Origin of the sequence: Nostoc sp. (genome assembly GCF_036917275.1) — a bacterium.
Taxonomy (GTDB): Bacteria; Cyanobacteriota; Cyanobacteriia; order Cyanobacteriales; family Nostocaceae; genus Nostoc.
Map to the genome: position 1 here is coordinate 402,381 of NZ_JBALDF010000032.1, position 17,614 is coordinate 419,994.

27 protein-coding genes are annotated in these 17,614 nt (G+C 41.5%); 8 read left to right on the plus strand and 19 right to left on the minus strand.

The window, feature by feature from the left end:
- From V7K35_RS13095 to V7K35_RS13105, 3 genes are all read right to left on the minus strand, one after another.
- Positions 1-2,262, minus strand: coding sequence for a hypothetical protein (locus tag V7K35_RS13095; protein WP_335079530.1), 2,262 nt, complete (start codon positions 2,260-2,262; stop codon positions 1-3).
- Between the two features lie 673 nt (positions 2,263-2,935).
- Positions 2,936-3,670 carry an SDR family oxidoreductase gene (locus V7K35_RS13100; RefSeq protein WP_335079532.1) on the minus strand — a complete coding sequence of 245 codons (735 nt, stop codon included), beginning with the start codon at positions 3,668-3,670 and terminating at the stop codon, positions 2,936-2,938.
- Positions 3,671-3,929: 259 nt separating this feature from the next.
- Positions 3,930-4,976: a dienelactone hydrolase family protein gene (locus tag V7K35_RS13105; RefSeq protein ID WP_335079534.1), complete on the minus strand. Its 1,047-nt coding sequence runs from the start codon at positions 4,974-4,976 to the stop codon at positions 3,930-3,932.
- Positions 4,977-5,378: 402 nt separating this feature from the next.
- Between V7K35_RS13105 and V7K35_RS13110 the strand changes: the two genes are divergently transcribed.
- Positions 5,379-5,918, plus strand: coding sequence for a DUF2267 domain-containing protein (locus V7K35_RS13110; protein ID WP_335079536.1), 540 nt, complete (start codon positions 5,379-5,381; stop codon positions 5,916-5,918).
- Positions 5,919-6,026: 108 nt separating this feature from the next.
- On the opposite strand, the gene V7K35_RS13115 is transcribed toward V7K35_RS13110, so the two are convergent.
- From V7K35_RS13115 to V7K35_RS13160, 10 genes are all read right to left on the minus strand, one after another.
- A complete protein-coding gene (locus V7K35_RS13115; protein ID WP_335079654.1) occupies positions 6,027-6,158 on the minus strand; it encodes a hypothetical protein in 132 nt (43 codons plus the stop codon).
- A gap of 22 nt (positions 6,159-6,180) precedes the next feature.
- Positions 6,181-6,492, minus strand: a complete 312-nt coding sequence (locus tag V7K35_RS13120) for a hypothetical protein (RefSeq protein WP_335079538.1) — start codon at positions 6,490-6,492, stop codon at positions 6,181-6,183.
- A 6-nt stretch (positions 6,493-6,498) separates the two neighbouring features.
- Entirely contained in the window at positions 6,499-6,861 is a 363-nt protein-coding gene (locus V7K35_RS13125) for a hypothetical protein (RefSeq protein ID WP_335079541.1), read from the minus strand.
- Position 6,862: 1 nt separating this feature from the next.
- A complete protein-coding gene (locus V7K35_RS13130; RefSeq protein WP_335079543.1) occupies positions 6,863-7,228 on the minus strand; it encodes a hypothetical protein in 366 nt (121 codons plus the stop codon).
- 71 nt (positions 7,229-7,299) lie between these two features.
- Positions 7,300-7,533, minus strand: coding sequence for a hypothetical protein (locus tag V7K35_RS13135; protein ID WP_335079546.1), 234 nt, complete (start codon positions 7,531-7,533; stop codon positions 7,300-7,302).
- Between the two features lie 125 nt (positions 7,534-7,658).
- Positions 7,659-7,805, minus strand: coding sequence for a hypothetical protein (locus V7K35_RS13140; protein WP_335079548.1), 147 nt, complete (start codon positions 7,803-7,805; stop codon positions 7,659-7,661).
- 83 nt (positions 7,806-7,888) lie between these two features.
- Entirely contained in the window at positions 7,889-9,478 is a 1,590-nt protein-coding gene (locus tag V7K35_RS13145; RefSeq protein ID WP_335079550.1) for a hypothetical protein, read from the minus strand.
- Positions 9,479-9,712: 234 nt separating this feature from the next.
- The gene (locus V7K35_RS13150) at positions 9,713-10,657 is read right to left on the minus strand and encodes a hypothetical protein (RefSeq protein ID WP_335079552.1); all 945 of its coding nucleotides are present in this window, start codon (positions 10,655-10,657) and stop codon (positions 9,713-9,715) included.
- 4 nt (positions 10,658-10,661) lie between these two features.
- Entirely contained in the window at positions 10,662-11,204 is a 543-nt protein-coding gene (locus tag V7K35_RS13155; protein ID WP_335079554.1) for a hypothetical protein, read from the minus strand.
- Positions 11,204-11,545: a hypothetical protein gene (locus V7K35_RS13160; protein WP_335079556.1), complete on the minus strand. Its 342-nt coding sequence runs from the start codon at positions 11,543-11,545 to the stop codon at positions 11,204-11,206. The genes V7K35_RS13155 and V7K35_RS13160 overlap by 1 nt, the downstream gene beginning before the upstream one ends.
- A 224-nt stretch (positions 11,546-11,769) precedes the next feature.
- Here V7K35_RS13160 and V7K35_RS13165 point away from each other — a divergent pair, with 224 nt between their 5' ends.
- A complete protein-coding gene (locus tag V7K35_RS13165) occupies positions 11,770-12,351 on the plus strand; it encodes a tyrosine-type recombinase/integrase (protein ID WP_335079558.1) in 582 nt (193 codons plus the stop codon).
- Between the two features lie 11 nt (positions 12,352-12,362).
- On the opposite strand, the gene V7K35_RS13170 is transcribed toward V7K35_RS13165, so the two are convergent.
- Complete coding sequence (locus V7K35_RS13170; protein ID WP_335079560.1) at positions 12,363-12,602, minus strand: hypothetical protein; 240 nt, start codon at positions 12,600-12,602, stop codon at positions 12,363-12,365.
- A 23-nt stretch (positions 12,603-12,625) separates the two neighbouring features.
- Between V7K35_RS13170 and V7K35_RS13175 the strand changes: the two genes are divergently transcribed.
- On the plus strand, positions 12,626-12,883 hold the full coding sequence (locus V7K35_RS13175; RefSeq protein ID WP_335079562.1) for a hypothetical protein: 258 nt from the start codon (positions 12,626-12,628) through the stop codon (positions 12,881-12,883).
- 132 nt (positions 12,884-13,015) lie between these two features.
- A complete protein-coding gene (locus V7K35_RS13180; RefSeq protein ID WP_335079564.1) occupies positions 13,016-13,360 on the plus strand; it encodes a hypothetical protein in 345 nt (114 codons plus the stop codon).
- Positions 13,361-13,364: 4 nt separating this feature from the next.
- On the opposite strand, the gene V7K35_RS29700 is transcribed toward V7K35_RS13180, so the two are convergent.
- The 5 genes from V7K35_RS29700 to V7K35_RS13200 all read right to left on the minus strand — a co-directional run bounded on the left by V7K35_RS29700 (position 13,365) and on the right by V7K35_RS13200 (position 15,968).
- Entirely contained in the window at positions 13,365-13,493 is a 129-nt protein-coding gene (locus V7K35_RS29700) for an IS1/IS1595 family N-terminal zinc-binding domain-containing protein (RefSeq protein ID WP_442939718.1), read from the minus strand.
- Entirely contained in the window at positions 13,490-14,092 is a 603-nt protein-coding gene (locus tag V7K35_RS13185) for a DUF4102 domain-containing protein (RefSeq protein WP_335079566.1), read from the minus strand. Before V7K35_RS13185 ends, V7K35_RS29700 begins: the two co-directional genes overlap by 4 nt.
- 52 nt (positions 14,093-14,144) lie before the next feature.
- Positions 14,145-15,158, minus strand: coding sequence for a hypothetical protein (locus V7K35_RS13190; protein WP_335079568.1), 1,014 nt, complete (start codon positions 15,156-15,158; stop codon positions 14,145-14,147).
- Positions 15,159-15,226: 68 nt separating this feature from the next.
- Positions 15,227-15,451: a hypothetical protein gene (locus tag V7K35_RS13195; RefSeq protein WP_335079571.1), complete on the minus strand. Its 225-nt coding sequence runs from the start codon at positions 15,449-15,451 to the stop codon at positions 15,227-15,229.
- Between the two features lie 130 nt (positions 15,452-15,581).
- A complete protein-coding gene (locus V7K35_RS13200) occupies positions 15,582-15,968 on the minus strand; it encodes a hypothetical protein (RefSeq protein WP_335079573.1) in 387 nt (128 codons plus the stop codon).
- 296 nt (positions 15,969-16,264) lie between these two features.
- On the opposite strand from V7K35_RS13200, the gene V7K35_RS13205 reads away from it, so the two are divergent.
- From V7K35_RS13205 to V7K35_RS13220, 4 genes are all read left to right on the plus strand, one after another.
- Positions 16,265-16,450 carry a hypothetical protein gene (locus V7K35_RS13205; protein WP_335079574.1) on the plus strand — a complete coding sequence of 62 codons (186 nt, stop codon included), beginning with the start codon at positions 16,265-16,267 and terminating at the stop codon, positions 16,448-16,450.
- Between the two features lie 89 nt (positions 16,451-16,539).
- Positions 16,540-16,851, plus strand: coding sequence for a hypothetical protein (locus V7K35_RS13210; protein ID WP_335079576.1), 312 nt, complete (start codon positions 16,540-16,542; stop codon positions 16,849-16,851).
- Positions 16,852-16,957: 106 nt separating this feature from the next.
- Positions 16,958-17,140, plus strand: a complete 183-nt coding sequence (locus V7K35_RS13215) for a hypothetical protein (protein ID WP_335079578.1) — start codon at positions 16,958-16,960, stop codon at positions 17,138-17,140.
- Between the two features lie 120 nt (positions 17,141-17,260).
- A complete protein-coding gene (locus tag V7K35_RS13220) occupies positions 17,261-17,599 on the plus strand; it encodes a hypothetical protein (RefSeq protein ID WP_335079580.1) in 339 nt (112 codons plus the stop codon).
- Positions 17,600-17,614 lie beyond the last annotated feature (15 nt).

The window sequence follows — 17,614 nt, forward strand, 5'->3', positions numbered from 1 at the left end:
TTATCGTAAAAAGTTTAGTGCATCTGGCTGCTTTAGATGATCGACTTCCCCTATTCTCTGCATCCAGTCTCGTCTAAGTTGGGTACGTTCCATAGTTGTGCCAAACTCATCAATCCAAACATCTGAAGCAACTTCCTGTAAGAAAATCTGCCATTCAGTACGGACACCTTCAGCACGTAATACCCGATCAACAAATTCTTCGACAATAGCGAAACCTGCTTGACTTGGTTCTTTTAAAAGAGTCTTAAGTTCTTTTTCACAGTTGTTAACTGCTTCAGCTTGAGCTTTAAAGAGATTATTTACAATTTTCTCAGCAGGGGAAGATGTATGTATTCCTCCTGCCTTTATATCTTCTATCCATTTGTCTAGAAAACTTCCTTCAAGTCTGTAGGTTGTTCTATTAGGAGTTAAAACATCTAAATGCCTTCTAATTCTATGTTGAACCAGTCCACGATATTGAAGATCGAAAGTTGCAAGCGTCTGAAAACCAAGTTTCAAACCAGCTAAATTCTCTGGAATCTTTTCTGCTAACTCCTTTAAGAATTCACTACCATTACCTTCCGCAATCTTTTCCAATTTTCCATGAGTCTTTAAAACCACTACTACACGAGACTTTGCTTGCTCTAAAGATTCCTTTAATGCAATATCCAAAGAAAGAAATTGTTTTGAAAGATGAGTACGCACTTCATGCAAGGACTCAGCATAAGCAGTCATGTATGCCCCAGCAGCATAACACTTTTGCTGAATCTCCTCCAATTCAGGAATTCCCGTCTTTGAGCGACAAGCTGCGATCGCAGAATCAACGGCGGACTTAAAGTTTTTATCGTCGGTATCTCGTTCAGAGATCATTGATGAACTTAGACGTTCAAGTTCTCTCGTCAAATCATTCCAAAACTTTCCAAAAAGTTCAAGGAATTTAGGAAACCAATCATCTCTTGATGCTTGCCTCCAAGCATCCTTAGCTTTTTCTAACTCAATAGCAACAGTTCTTTGAAGCTGAATCAGTCTGTCTTGACATGCAGAAGCATATTGTCGGTCTAATACTTCAACCCTCTCTGCTAGATAATGTAAGACTCGATCTAATATTTCAGTTTGTGCTTGTTCTGAGTTAGCACAGTCTGCAATTATAAAATCTTGAACATCAATGTGTTTCTCAGATATTGTCGCAGCTAAACTTTCACAATTTCTTCGATTATCAGAACTTCCGCTGATCTGATTCAGTACCATGAAAGACCATTCTTTGATAGGAAGGTCAATTAGGGCACTATTAGCCATATCATAAAGTTCAACGTCCTCTTTTGCCCAGAAATCACCAGTGGATTTGGGCATTCGTACAAATAAAACTAAGTCTATGTCCTGCCCTAATGTTTTTATCATTCGCTCTTCGTCACCAATCCCAGTGTCTCCTAAACCGGGCATATCAACTAAAGCGATTTGTCCGATATCTAAATTTGGGAAAGAACAAACGATTTTTACCTCTCGAACTGCCAAATAATTAAAGTAGATACGTCGTCTGTCTAACGTATCTTGGGCTACGTACTCTCGGATTTCATGTCGTGGGACGCGACGTGGAGAAGGTTCTGACAAAACATTACGATATCTGTGAAGATTTTGGTGATATCTACAAAGATGATCATACTTAGCCGCAGCCTGTCTTTTTTCAGCTAACTCTTTAGGAAGTTCTGGTAGTGGAATATCAGCAAATTCTTGAATGGTTAAGGGATGGGAACCCAGCTTAAGTTGCCAATAGTAAGGGGCAATCACTTCATCTAGGAAGGAACGCTCAGTATGAAACCATACTTCAGCATAAGTTTCTCCTACATCTGAGTTGTGGTGAACGTTACTACGAACTCCCGTACAGTGTTGGTCATCACCATCTGGAATTTCAGCCGTTGATAACCCTGTCAAACTTTGGAGAAGTCGGCTTTTACCTTGTCTAGCGCGTCCTACCACCCCAATGTTAAGGGTATTACGAGAAAACCGAGACTTGAGACTGTTAAGAGCAGCTAACTCAGTATCAATACTTCTCTGAATGGCAGAACAATCAATCTCTCTGAGCCTTCCAATTGTGCCAAGATCACCAACTTTATCAAGTAACTGATCACGCTGCTTTTCAAGTTGACGTAAGGCAGCTGAAAGAGTTTTGAGATTAATCTCTACGGTTTCAATTTTTTGACCTAATGGACGGCGCTTTTGAATTATTTGAGCGATTTGGGTAGTTCTCGCTGTTGCAGCACTATCAATTTGCATAGTTGATGACATAGCTTATTGTCCTTTAGTAAACTTAATTCCAGAAGTATTGAGTAGTTCTATAGCTAAGTATTCCCAACAACACACATATTGCAACAGTCGCCCTACGAAATATAATCCTTGACTCTAACTGGTCATTACAGCGCAAAAATATGGATAAAGTCGAATTTAGTTAGCAAAATGGCATTTTACTTTCTCAAAATGCCTTTTGATATCAAGTCCGGTTAATCATTTATGATTACCAGCTCTGTGCAAAAATCGGAAAAGTCTCTTTCCCCCTGCTAAGAGCACCCTGCAAGAACTGCGGTCTAAATGATAAGTCTTTGACCAGACATGATATGACTTACTCATTTTGGTGTTTTCCACAAGCAAAATCAGCTTTTACTTTCTCAAACCCCAGTTTGCTTTCTCATTTCAGTAGTTCACACATTCATGAGAGCGATCGCGTTTGTAGCAAAAGCCATTGCAGATTTGCCAGAATTCTCTCAGGCTGATATATACGTAAAATTTTAAGGTCAAGAATATTACTCTTGCTGGATTACAAGGTATAGATCATAGCTCGTAGAAAAAGAACCTTTTTAGTGTTAGAAAGAGCAGTGCGTCGTGGTAACATAATTTGCTGATTCTCCGACGAGCGCAAATGAAATAAGTTTTCTTTAAAGAACTAGTATCCAATCCTTTAAAATTAATAAGGGCTGGCGGTGGGGCGCACAATGATTTCGCTAACATCAACGTCGTCAGGTTGTTCGATCGCAAATGCGATCGCTCTAGCAATCGCCTCCGGTGGAATAGCAATCTGCCGAAAATCCTGCATCCCCCGACGCGCTTCGCTATCCGAAATACTATCCGCCAGTTCTGATTCCGTTACTCCAGGGGAAATCACCGTTACCCGGATGTCGCTGACTTCCTGGCGCAGTCCCTCGGAAATAGCACCCACTGCGAACTTCGTAGCACAGTAAACGGCTGCGGTGGGACTTACTGCATGTCCACCGATTGATGATATGTTGATGAACTGACCAAATCCCTGTTCTTTCATAATTGGCAATCCCGCAGCAATACCATGCAGAACGCCTCGAATGTTTACGTCGATCATCCGATTCCATTCTTCAACCTTGAGGGCTTCCAGTTTTGAAAGCGGCATGACACCTGCGTTGTTCACAATTACGTCGATGCGGCCAAACGTCTTTTGAGCGAATCCGACAAATTCCTCCATGTCATTGCGTTGCGTGACATCCAACTGCTTATAGTGCGCTGAACCACCCTCATCACGAATTGCCGTCACAAGAGTTTCCAGGCGATCGGTGCGACGCGCACCTAACACAACATGTGCGCCTCTAGCAGCGAGTAAACGGGCGCTAGCTTCACCAATGCCACTGCTTGCACCTGTAATTAAAACGATTTTATTCTTAATTACTGACATACGTAATTATTTTATTGTTTATGTTACTGAAATTGCCCATATATTACCCTAATTGAGACGGAAGTTTTTTAATGTAAAGAATCTTAAGCTTAATTTTGCCAATTAGTTCAAGCGTTTCTTTAATCTGACAGCAGTTTTCATTTAATCGAACCACATATGTTGTAGGCCTACAACACGGGTCTATTTACCTTAAAATTGCTGTAATTTTGGATAAAGTCGAGCTTAGGCGATCGCACTAATATTTGCATAAAGTACACTTTTATAAGGACTTTATCCGTTCTACGCCACCCCATATTTCAAAAAGCTGCTTAGATTCAGCTTCTATGTCTGAAGTTTTTCTTGGCTGTCCATTCCCAGAACCTGGGAAAACAACATAAACGATGTCTTTAGAAATTCCTCGCCTAACTCTTGAGCGCACGAATGGATCGTTTCCAAGAGCTTGAGACAGAGCTACTGAACCCTTCCCAATCTGATTTTTAGGCCCAATATCAGCATAGATTGCAAAAATGAGTTTTTCATTATTAATGTTGTAAAGAACTGCAAAATCTCCTAATTTAACGCCTGTAACCCTTCTAAAATCAGCGTTTCCCGGAAGAACAATATAGGGGATATTTGTTGAATCAATATACCGACGTGGATCTTGTGTGTATCGGAATACACGATGATTTATGTTATATTTCTTTAATTCTGCCTCAATTTGCTTATTTTCCTCTTGCGAAACTAACGCATCTCTTGTACCAAAAAACGCATAGATAGTACCTTTAATTTCCGAGGTGCGATTAATGGTTGGAGTGTCTTCACCATAACTAGAAGTGGTAATCCCACCACCGTAAAACGAAGCTGTTGCTTTGATATCAGGTAACGTTGCAGCCATGTAAGCAACATGACCCCCAAAACAGAAACCAATGACGCCAATTGCATCATCTTTGACATTGGGTAAAGTTTTTAGGTAGGTAATGGCAGCTTGAATATCGCTGAATATCTCTTGATACTTTACTTGTTGATAGTATTCTAAGCCAAGCCGATAGCTTTCTGGGCTATAGCCAACATCTTCTGGGCTAAAGTCAGCCTCAAAACCAGGAGCAATACGTTGATAGAGCGCGGGTGCTATAGCTACATAACCTTGTTTAGCTATTAGTTCGGTGATATCTCGAATATTACTGTTGATTCCAAAAATTTCTGGAAAAACTATAACTGCCCCAAAGGTTCCCTTTTGTACTGGTTGAGCTAAGTAAGCATCGATTTCTAAGCCATTGTTAGGTACTTTGACATAGCAAGTGTTAATTTCGATGTTTGTTTCTACCATCTTTGTTTCGGCTGATTTTATACCAACTCATTTATTCTGACTGTTTTTCGACATTAGACCTCTTGCATAAGTCGAATAGACCCCCACCCCCCTTATAAAGGGGGGAAACTTGAAATCTTGCGCCCTCCCCTTGTAAAGGGGAGGGTTGGGGAGGGGTGATTCAAGGATTTTTGCAAGAGGTCTACTAATGGGCGATATCCACGACGGGTAAAAACACCAGCGATCGCAATCGCTACACAACTAACTTGCGCGTGTTAATGCCAAATATCTCAGTTGATCAGCTAAATTTCTAACTTTTGAATAGGTGGTATTTCAAACTTCTGGATGATACTAAGGGTTTTCGATTTATGCGACCTTAAGGTAAGCATAAAGACTCAAAATTAAAAAGCACAAGAAAAAACAATGCCTGATGAATCATTTAGAACAAATATTCCAGAAATTGACCCAACGGAGATTGAAGATTCTCGAACTGTAATCCCCGACGAACATCGCTCGTTCCTGGAAAAAGTTCAGGTCAAAGCCGGATTTGCAGACCCCTATGATGCAAGAGACTTTACCGAAGTTGTGTTTCGCGTGATGCGTGACGTGATGACCACAGAAGCCAGCGATCGCGTCGAGGCAGAATTGCATACAGAGGCTATACCTACTGATGAGAAAGCACTCCAATTTGAAGTGTCTGATCTCTGGAAAGACACCAATCCAATTGTGGGATTTTTGAGCCGGGTTCGTCCACCCTGGAAAGGCCCAGGTATCTTTAATATCGATTCCGATCGCTTCCTGTTTCGCGTTGCTAATGAAAGCGGAATGCCACGATCAGTCGAGCGAGAGCAAGCGGTTAAAGCGGTATTTTCTGCCACCAAAGACGAACTTTCCGAAGAGCGGATTCAGGAAATTGCTAGCTGGCTACCTGACTATGTACGTCAGCTTTGGGAGCAGGCTTAATTAGAAAGCTATAAAAAGTCAAGTCTGTTTGTGAGTAATGATCACAAACAGGCTTTTTTATTATAGGTTTACTGATTCACAACCATTAATGTGAGTTTATTCAGATAATCACTCCGCAAGCTTCATCATTTGGTTGACTACTGCGCGTGCTTTGCGTCGATAATCTGACTTGCGTGTTCCACCAGCCATCCCGTACTCATCACTATTTTTGCCATAGCGAGATGCAACACTCAGCAGCATGTGCTCAGAATCCCCACGCGCATCATTCCTCATGAGTACTGCGTTGGTTACGGATTAAATACGCTTTAATCTCAGTTAATAGTTCGCGGAGATGGTCTAACCTCCGTTCGATTTCATCAAATCCAGTAGCAATGCCCTGTGAAATTTGCACTTGGTTGTTACGAAGATGATTAAAATCGCGTTCCTCGTTCAAAGCTTTCTCAGCAGCCGCTACTGCTTTTTGAGTAGCTTGCTGTCTCTCGAATTTCTGTTTGTCGTTCCACCGGAAAAACCAACCTGATGCAGCAACAATCAAAGAAAGTACAAAGCCAGCGAAGCTAAGGTCAAACTTCATATAAAATTATTTGATGATTGCTTCCCAAATTTTTAGGCGACAATTTCCCACAGGAAACGCTAATCTAAACCGCAATGTGAAGGGCGAAATTCCATCAGGGAATATAATCACCCTTGGTATTTTGTTAGGTAAAGCATAACTGCTTGAAGTTTGGGCTATACCACCTACTTGAAATAAATTAACCGTTTGTATTAAATACCCTGCTATATTCCTGGGGTTAATATTAGTGGTGGTTGCGAGTACTGCTACTATCCCTGATGTGAATTCTCTGGGAATGTCAAAGTTTTGATTACCTAAAATAGATTGATCAAATCTGACATTCCACAGATAATTGTTTCTAAGGTCACTGTAACCTTCCGACAATTCCATCTTAGTTATTCTTGATCTCTACGGCGTTGATGTTGCACTCTACGCCGGCTATAACAATTTTTTTAGAATTGATTTTACCGCCGGTAGTTACATCACCTATTTTGTCTGGCTCACAAAACCGTACACATGTTTTACTTGCGCCAGTATTGGCATCTGTGTAAGAAATTCTTACTTTAGCCGGCTTGGGGCTATTGGCCCCAAACATCAGTCCTGTATCGGTATCCTTAGCTTGTTTGACGCCTAAGCCGTCGCCGATATTCTTGTATGAAGTCTTTTTACCTCTCCACGCATATCTCATTGCCCCGATATCGCCGACCGAGCCGCCTAAATTAATGTACCAAATTACCGTTTTCGGTTCAGCAGGCATTTTTTTTTCCTCTTGTTGAAATTTTTAGAAATATTAGTTTTCTGGGAAGTTTCGTCCCAGAAAATTAGGAATTAAGGAAGGTAAGGAGTAGGAGATGCTACCAATGCACCAGCACCAGAGACAGCAAAAGTGGCTGGCGAAGAAAAAGTAATTGAAGCTGTTTGATTCTCGGTGTCCACATTTGTTTGAATGTTATTAGGACGCGTCGCCGATGGTTGCGCTAATTCTGAAACCTGCATGTGGAGTGCAATTTCCCACAATTGACCTTCAAGAGTAGTAGCTACAGTAGTAATGCTAGCGGCCATAAGTATGTACCTAAAGTTTGTTTGCTTTGATACATCCAAACTAGTACCTGAAAACTAACTCTGTCATTAGCAATCGCTTACTCTCCCTATCGAGCCTTAACCCTTGATAGAGTTTCGCTTAACTGCTATTTATTCCACTGCTTGAAAGTTTCCACATCGTCAAAATTTAGCCACCACTTGCCAGCAGCTTTAAATGCTCGTATACGCTTGCGGATAATGTGATAGCGGATAGTACTTCTGTCAAGGTACAAAAGTTTTGTCGCATCAGCCATTGAAATATGTGTAGGCTTTTTATTATTATCAAGCCCATTATTTTTATCACTTTGATGCTGTATTCGCTTTGGGCATCTTTGCACTATAAAAAGTCTACTCTCCAGTCAGGTTTATTATTTTTCTGCCCATTCTTGAAGTATCTTCCGTATTGAGGGTAAACCTGTGTTTCTTTAATTGGTTCTTTAGTTTTTATTTTGCCTCCCTTAAAGTAGGAGTTCTCCAGCATTTTTGAATCTATCCACGGTTTAATAGCATTCAATATTTTTATACATTCAGATTCATTCTGAGCATTTATTGTAACTTTGCTATTATCAGCTAATACTAAAATTCCTTCCCAGTTGCCTTTTTTATATGCTGGTAGTGGTGGTTTATCATTCTGTCCACCTCTCCAGTGAGGGACGGTAATCGGGTATTTGGCACTATCATATTTTGCGGCTTCTTTAGCAGTTGGGGCACTCTTTCTCTCAGCACATTGAATCACCATCTGAGGTTTGTCACCTTCATGTCGTATTTGCCAAAAAAGGGGCACAGCAGCAGTAACATCAAGCTTCTTTACCGCCTCTTCAATCATTGCTTGAATTTTTCTGTAATCAATATCTGGACAACATTGAGCCATACAATCACAATCCTTGGGTGGGTCTGGAGGTGGGTCTGGGGGTGGTGGTGGTTTACCTATTGGGCAATCTTTTGCTGAGGGATTAGAAACATTTAATTTATAAATTTCTGGGGTATAACCACTTTTAGCTAAATCGCCTAATACTCTTGAAATCCCTGCTTTTGTAGAGTCTCCTGATATTTCAACAATGCCACCACCAACATAATAAAAAGGGTAACCGCTACCATAAGGACTTCCATTACCATATACCCCATTACCTATTAGAGAGTGGTATACATACTTAGCTCCATTGCCTACATTAATTTGATTAGCAGCGCCTGTACCACCTCCACTTTCAAGATATTCGATAGCATTAGAATAATATTTTGTATTTTGAGTAGATTCCCAATTAGAATACAAGCCATATATTTCATCTAATGAGCTAGGAACTCTTATAACTTCAAAATACCCTCCGGTATTTTCTGCATTAGGGACAAAATATTCACCTGTTGCTTTGGTGGCATACACCACACCAAAAGAAATGCTACCACAGGGTGATAAGTCCAATTGTTGTAATTGTTCAAGTAAGCTTTTTGGTATTGGCTTTGGAGCGGGTTCTTTTAGACGGGGAATGTCCTTTTCTTTTAGTTCAAGCTGGGGATGAAATTCTGGGATTGTGGGAATATCAAATTTGGGCATCTGTGGGATGTCAAATTTTGGAATTTGAATTTTTGGTATCTCAAAGGTGGGTCTATGATGCCATAAGTCTTCTATATTTTTTTTGGCATCTTTTGATAGTTCTCTTACTTGGTTCCCTGCCTTTTGTCCAACAGTGTAAGATAAATCTTCAAGGGCATCTCTTTTTAATCGTAGTGATTCATTAGGATAGTTTTTACCTTCTATTGCACCATCCCAAAAACCTGATAAAGCCCAACCTCCCTGATAAGCAGCTTGTTCAAAGGCTTGTTCTTGAGCGAAATTATTACCGCTAACTACATTAGTCCCTGCTAATACTGATTGTGTAGTATTTGCTCTTGGTGAAGGTCTAGCCGTGGTTTCTGGAGTAACATCAATCATTTTCCACGTTGCCCCATCGTTTTTGATTTGCTGTTGCACACTTGGCATTGTGTGCGGCTCACCGTGATAATCAATCGGCCTTGCTAATTGTCCCGGTGCTTCTTGGTTGGCTGTAAAACTACTTTTGGTTGGAGCGGTGTTAGTGATTGGGGCTGATTGCTGTATCGGTGGCAATACATCAAAATTTAGCGGCGTTCGTGTAGTTGGTTCGGCGTAAGTTACCTCTGCCATGATTTACGAAAATACTAATGATGGATAATTGCTTTTAATAGTATTTTTTACAGCAGTATCTTTTGTTGAATTGGGAGCAATATACTCCGGATATACCAAGAGTGTTGCAATGTCTCCAGTAAAAACTTTATCATTGACCCCTATCCTAAACCTATCACCAGGTGCAAAAGTACTTTGCTGTTGTCCTTTACTTACCCTATCCACTAATACTTCATAGGTATTGAAATCAGCGTGGATACTAAGTAAATGACTACCAGTATTAGGCATACTTAAAGGATAGCTTTCAAAACGAGAGTTTTTGAATGTTCCAAAATAACCACTGCCTGATACAAATTTCCAATAATCATCTAATCCAGCAGTCCGAACAAGATTGTAATTGTCTGCTTGATAGATAGTGAATACACAATAAAGAGTTGCGCCAATAGAATTGCTTAAAAAAGGTGTGACTTGCAGTTCTTGTGTACCTGAACCGTTCCACCTCAGTACTTGTTTGCCGTCTATAGCAGTTACTATTAATGGAGAGTTACTACCGACCGCTGAGGCGTTTCTAGTATTCCCTGATTTATCGGTTAGACTTCCTTCTAAAAGTAATGCCATTCCAGAAGGATAACCGAAAACAGTTCCCGAAGTTCCACTACCGCTACTAGTGCTGCCTCCACTTGATAAACTGGCTAATAAATCAGCTTTGGTGATTTTATAAAGCAAGCCATCAACATCAATACCAATAAAATAATCACCAGAATCAGCAACAGTTTTTATAACTGTGGGAATGGCAAAACCACCACCTCCTGGGCTTCCATTCGGTGTACTGGACACCAAATCTATAATTGATGCTATAGATGTTTTTCCTAGTCTCGGCTTACCGCTAACTCCACCATCAATATCAAGGGCAGGTAGAATATCATTTAAGCTGAGGTTAACAATGGTTTTAAGCTTTGAAACTTCCATGATTTTACTCTACTCTTAATACTGACTGATCATAAACTGGTGATTCCTCAATAACAGTTCCTAAAACTAGAATTTTATCATCACCAGATAATAAGCCATGACCAACATCTTTGATTTGCGCTGCTATTACCGCATCGGGGGCAACATCAAAAGTATTTGCACTAGTGAAATAAGGCAACAAGCTTAAATAATAAAATGGTCGCTGATTGAATAAATAGATATCTGCTATTTTGATTAATGGTGTAGCAGATGTTTCCATAAAAAATGAAATACACTTTTTAGCATTGTTATTGAAAGTTATTTTGGCATTCTCAGCAATAGTATCATCTGATGCCAGAGTATCATTCTCCACAACTTCTAATTCATCAATGCTAGTAATATCAATTGTCAATCGTAACGAGGTAATAAAACCGCTATATTTTGCATTGCTCACTACATCCAGACTATTAAGCAGTCCTGGCTGGTAAAGCTCAACCATCTCTGTAGCAGTAGAAGCATTTAGCTCATGCAAGATATTAACATTGCGAAAAATCCCAGGATTAGTCATTAGTTATTAGCTCCTACAATCCCAGTTAAAGCTAGCGGTGTTTTGGTAAGGATTTGACCACTGGAAAGTACAAAGCCGTTTACTGCTGTGCCCGTGGATGCTTGGGGGAATGCTGCTAACCGTTCACCAATAGTTTGATTGGCATTGGCTGTTACTTGTGCCCTAGCAGCGCACTCGCGTAATTGATAAAGTGCTTGTACTACTCCAGCAGCAGATTTTGCATTCACAGGAGTGGGAGTGATAGCTGATAATCTCAGCATTAATCCATAAGTAGGGTCTACGACGAATAAATTAGTTAAGCCTGAAGCTGTTTCTAGTTGCTGAAAAGTCAGGTCAGTCATTTGTGCCATGCAACGGATTTTATGAAGTGAATAAATCCGTTGTATGGCTTAATCGAAAAATCGTAAATATGCCACTTTTATGTAAAAGCAGCACAATCACCGAAGACGTGTAAGCCTTGCTATGAATACGATTAAGTCGAATATTTCTAATCTTTAAAGTTAGGAATATTCCGGTTTAACCACTGCGAATGGTTAAACCGGAACAAGCAGAAGTAAAAAACTAAATGAAAAATAATCGAAATGGACAAGCCGCAATTTTGAGCGATGCGGATTATTCCAAAATTCGTAAGCAGATCCGCAGTCAAAAATATAAACTACTTTTGGATCTAGCTTGGTACACCGGGGAAAGGTGGGGTGCATTGGTGAAATTGCAACTTCTCGACGTGTACAACCTTGATGGTACACCAAGGGATTATGTCAACTTTCGCGCCAGGACTCGCAAGGCTACGCCGAACGGAAAACGACTTACTCGCCAGGTACCGGTCCACCATACTTTGGCTGAATTGCTCACCGCATATAAGCCACTGCCAGGTTCAATTTGGTTATTTCCATCAAGAGTTGCAGATAAGCCGATGTCTCTACGGGCGGCTGACCAAATTTTACGCACAGCTGTAGAGAGAGCCGGATTAACAGCAAAGGGCATATCAACTCATTCTACCCGCCGCACTTTTATCACCCGACTAGCAAACCGAGGTGTGAGCTTGGCAATCATTAAAAAAGCCACTGGTCACACCGATTTGAAGGTGCTTTCTCGGTACATCGAGGTTAGTGATGATGACGTAAAAAACGCGATCGCGACTTTATGAACGCCAAATTCCTATTCCTGCAAATTGAGATATTTTTCGAGCGCTTGCAAGGCGGGGAATATGATCATCCCCTGTACTTGGCTATGGCATTGGAGAATCTTGCTAATCAGGCTTGGGATGAAGTTGACCAAATTTACCCAAATCTGTGACAAATCGAAACCAGGGGAATAGGCTGAGAGTTGATAAAGAACCATTATAATTACGCGATCGCACTCGCCATCTCTCTGACCAAGTGCAATCGCATTTTTCATGCAACATCATAGGTGGGTATCACATGGCTACACCAGATTTTATAGACCGATTGGCTGCTCTTCTCCAAAACGCGATCGCGAGCATCCAAGAAAATACTCAACTTCGGGCCGAAAACGCCCAATTGAAGACGGATAACGCCGATTTAACTCTCAAACTTAATACCATTACCTCGTCTTTTGATGAGGATGAGCAACAGAAAGCTGCTACAGCAACAAAATTAGCTGGACTGGAGCAACTTGTGAGTCAGTATGAATCAATTTCACCTCCTGCGGCTACCTGAATTTCTGACAAATCAGAATTGGGCGAATAGTCTGGACAAATCTACATTTTGCGATCGCACTTTTTCTGTACTATAGTGCGATCGCAATTTCTTATAATATTTGCTTGTAACACGCATTTTAAGGCGATAGACATGAGCAAAACGAAGTCCCCCGGCATTCCTTGGCAACCAGGTTGGAACAGTGGAAACACAACTTGCATCCGCGTACCTATTGCCCTGAAGGATGACGTTTTAACCTACGCTAGGTTTGTTGATTCCAAACTGATAACCGATCATGGTCAACAAATCCCCTTATTGCCAGGGGATTTTTTACAGGAGTTCACAGTGCAGCTGATAGACCGCTACATTCAATACAAACGTACTATCTACCACCCTAACCAGAACTCAAGAGTTTTAGACATTGGCACTCGTTCTTGGGATGAGTTACGGAAGTTTCAGAAATTGATTGCTGAAACTCAGGAATTGTTGAGGGATTAAGTAATTAACTGAAGCTTTTGCGGCAGTTTTGACAAAACCAGCGCTGAACAAAAGTTCCATTGGGCAAAGTGTAACCACCGTTTTTATAAACCCGTAGACTATAACACCTTGGGCATTGTGGGCGTAAAATCATTCGACTCTATCTTGAATTAATTTCTTAATCTCAATCGGCAAGGAGCCATCCGCGATCGCAATCTCCACATCTGCTTTTTTCTGTTTAGCCCGAATACTGTCCACACTCCCAATGTAGCGGCGGTTTTTCTTCCTGCCTACCATCCAGCAATAGCGGTAATACCAGTATTTATTACCAGACCGCTCTACCCAGTATTTCTCTACCCAGTGGGTATCGTGTTGGGGCGCAACTTTTTTGGTATGTAATGCTACGTGTGCCCCAACAGGTGTTGCTACTGTGGTTGTCGGAGTGCTAAAAGATTCTTGCGCCCCAACACGTGTTCTCCACTCGGCCCAGGCACGATGATAATCATTCACACATTTGTAATCGTCTGGGTCTGGTGGCTCGTCGCTATCGTCGGAGAAAATTGTCAGTTGACCGTCTGAGTCTGACTTGCGGGGTACTTCTCCAAAGTCAGCCGGATTCCAGTGGTTATCCTCTTGGTGTTGGGGCGCAAGTACTTCATCCCAGTAAGGATCATGAACGGTAGTCCGAGGTTCAAATGTTGGTGCAATAGCAAATAGTGCTAATTGTCCTGGCACATCAGAGTTATGTTTCATAATGTTTTTGAAGTAATAGAATTCATGGCCGTGACAGCGGCCTTTTTTTGTATCAACAAGTGGGTTGATAATTAAAAGCAAGTAGTTGTAAATTTACTGTTTCATTGATACTTGAAGCGTTTTTTATTACAAAGTCTATTGCTTTATCAAATGTTCTAGGAGCGCTCATACCGTCATTTTGGTATACGTATTTGAATTTCTCAAAGAATGAAAGCCTACATTCCTTAGTGAGTTGAATAAGTTTTTGAAATCTCTCATCATCGATTTTCCATTTGTATCTGCTAATAAATAATTCCCTAAAAAACTGTTCGGGTTCTTCACCTCTGGCTCTTTTTAAACACCGCTCCATAACAGTTGCTAATTCATCTGCGATTTTTGTGCCACGAGAACGAACTTTCTCAAGAAGTTCGTTCGTCGGGGTTACTTCTTCAGGAACTTCATTGAGAAGTTCCTGAGAAGATAATGAAGAGTTACTGAGGGACTCTGGAACCCTAGTATTTGCAATGCTTTCACTACAGATAGACCGTGAATTCGTGGCGGATATCGGTAAATCTGTGGCGGATATTGGTAAATCTGTGGCGGCTATCGGTAAATCTGTAGCGGCTATCGGTGAATCTGTAGCGGCTATCGGTAAATCTGTAGCGGCTATCGGTGAATCTGTGGCGGATATCGGTTCAGAATTCCAAAACTCTTTTATTCGCCTAGCACCATGCAGATTGATTACTGACCATGACTCTGTTTTACGTGAGTCAGAACAGGAAGTGTCGCGTTTAAACTCGAACAATCCAGCAGCGTACAAAGCACGTCTAGCTAATCTAAATGATGATTCTTTTAATGTGGTTGTTAGCTTGACCCATCGACTACCAAAGGGGTCTGATTGCCAACATTGATTCCACAAACTTTGTATGCTTTTAGCTTGATTTAACACCCATGTCATATCCTCTACTGGGATGATGCAATGGGGTTTGTTGTATTTGGGTTGCTCTTTAATATGAGTCTTACTAGAAATAGAGACAACTTTGGTTGGTGGATAAAAAGCTTGATTTTGTATGCTATTTTCTGGCATAATATTATTAGTTTGTTTTCAAGGAGCCACCTGGACTGCTAAATCTTTAGGTGGCTTTTTGGCTTTTTTTAAGACTGCTTTGTATTCAATGGGTGGTCATCTGGGAAACAAGTTATTGCTTGATAATCGGCATGATTGCACCCGAAAACTCCCCAAAAGGATACCCCATCCTGAATGGACAGAGCTTCTCCAACTTCACCGGCTCTCTGTTTAGAGGTGTGCCAGCACACGGGCATCAGTCCTTCCCCGTCGCTGGTCACGGCATAAGCAACGTAAATTGGTTCTCCGTTCATTAGTTATTAGTTATTAGTTATTAGTTGTTAGTCACTGCGATGCCTACGGCGGCAAGCTACGCACCCCACCCCCCATACACCCCCCGATCGCTAAAACAAAACCGCCCTAGCCACAGTGGGCAGAACGGTTTTATTCTTGATTTTCCTCGTTAGTGTCAGATGTTAAATGATAAATTTCCTGTTTAAGCGCTTGTACCTCTTCCTTGAAAGTAGTCTCTACACTCTTACTCTCGTCTAGACGCGTCTCAAGACGGTGCTGATGTCCACGCACGTATGAAAGAAAAGTTCTTTCTATTAGTTCGAGACGCTCAAGGATTTTCCCAGGATTAGGGTTTCTTTCTCTATTTGACCGAGAGGTATCTTCTCCTGTGCTATCAGTCGGAGCATTTCCGATCTGGTTATTCCCCTCGCCTGGGCTATCTTGTCCATGTTTTCCCAGTCCAGTTGACTCATTCTTATATTGACTAGTTTTGCGTCGTCCGCTAACGTCTTGTGTCTGGCCATTCTTGGTTTTCATTTAAACTTAGCTCCATTCTATCTTTACAGAATTATTTTGTATCTACAGAATTCTTGACACGTTATGTCTTTACGTTATACTACCATTAGAACAGTAAAGACAAAATTAATCTTACCTTAGCTCCCTCCTCACATTGCCACTGTGCCCGTGGGGACAACAGATAAACCGGAGCAAATCACCCGCGCCTAGTCCTTGCGCGGAACCACCCTAACCAATCACCCACCAAGCGAGCGCGGCGAGCGAGTTTCCCGCGCGGTGATTTATTTTGATGTCTGCATACTTACCCAGGAAACCACATGACAACCACAGTTAAAGAATTGATTGATGTCCTGAAAGACTACTCCGACCAGATGGAGATCACCATAAAACACGACGTTGACAATCAAAAATTCGCGATCGTTGATTTCCAGTCGATAGGCAACACCCTAAACTTCATCATTAGCGAAAAGGTTGAGGAGTCAGAGGAGGCAGAAGCAGCATAACCATTGAAATTGAAAAGGCGATCGCCTACCTGGGGTGCCGAGAGGAGCGATCGCCAAATGCAAATACTTAATATCAGGGAATTATACCAATGTCAAAACCAGTGGGTCATTTTACCAGTTATATACTAGGCGACGGTTCCTTGCTCGAATCACTCCAAGAGGAGTACGGTTCCACATTTGAGCGAATGACTAAGCGCGAAAAGCTATTTTTAATTTCCGCTCTTGCGGCTCAATCGTGCGATCAAGCTTCCGGAAGATGCCGTGAGGAAATTTATGTAGTTGGGCATCAAATAAACAGTTCTTTACCACCCTCTGACAGAGAAGGATTGATCGAAGCGTTGATCAATCAAGTCCGCTGGGGTCGCAGTCTTTTAGATACGGAGTTGTCGCCTATGGAATAACCGCTCCAAGTTTACTTTTTCAGGATTATAAGGAACAACACCAGCATGGGCGGGTATTGCTCGTGCTGGTGTTTTTTACACACTCTACAATTGAAAATTGAAAATTATGGATTACCGCGACCAACTAAGACCTTGGGCAATTTTTCAACGTCTGCCCGATGGACACAACACGTGCGTTTGCCGACTTCGTACCCGCACTGATGCCGATGCTTACGTGAGCCTTTTGCGCCAAGGAGGGGGGAGCTTTGAAGTAACGTTTGATAAACAGCCCCAAGAAATTCAAGGATAGCTCAAAATTTATGTAGCGATGCCTGCGGCGGGCTGCGCCTACGCACTCTGGTTGAAAAGTGCGTAGGCAACACTGATTCAAACGCTTCAAACGTTAACAAGTCAAAAATATCACACAAATATGGCAATCAAAAATATTACTTACCAACGGGCAATAAACCTGGGGAATTATGAATCCAAGCGTCTAGAACTGTCTGCTGAAGTTCTAGAGGGAGACGATCCAAACGAGGAAACCTCCCGCTTGATGGAGATGGTAGAGCGAAAAATTAGGGAAGATGTTTCCACAAAAATGGAGGAGGAAATCAGACAACTTAGAATGTGTTTGCGTGAACTTCAAAAGGAATATCAAACCGTTAAATCATCATTAGAAAAATCAGAAACTGAGGAGGAGCCTAACCCGGACGAGATCCCTTTTGATCCTCAACAGCCTCAGTTAGAGGATCTAAACAAATATTTTTAAATTTTGCCTGATGAG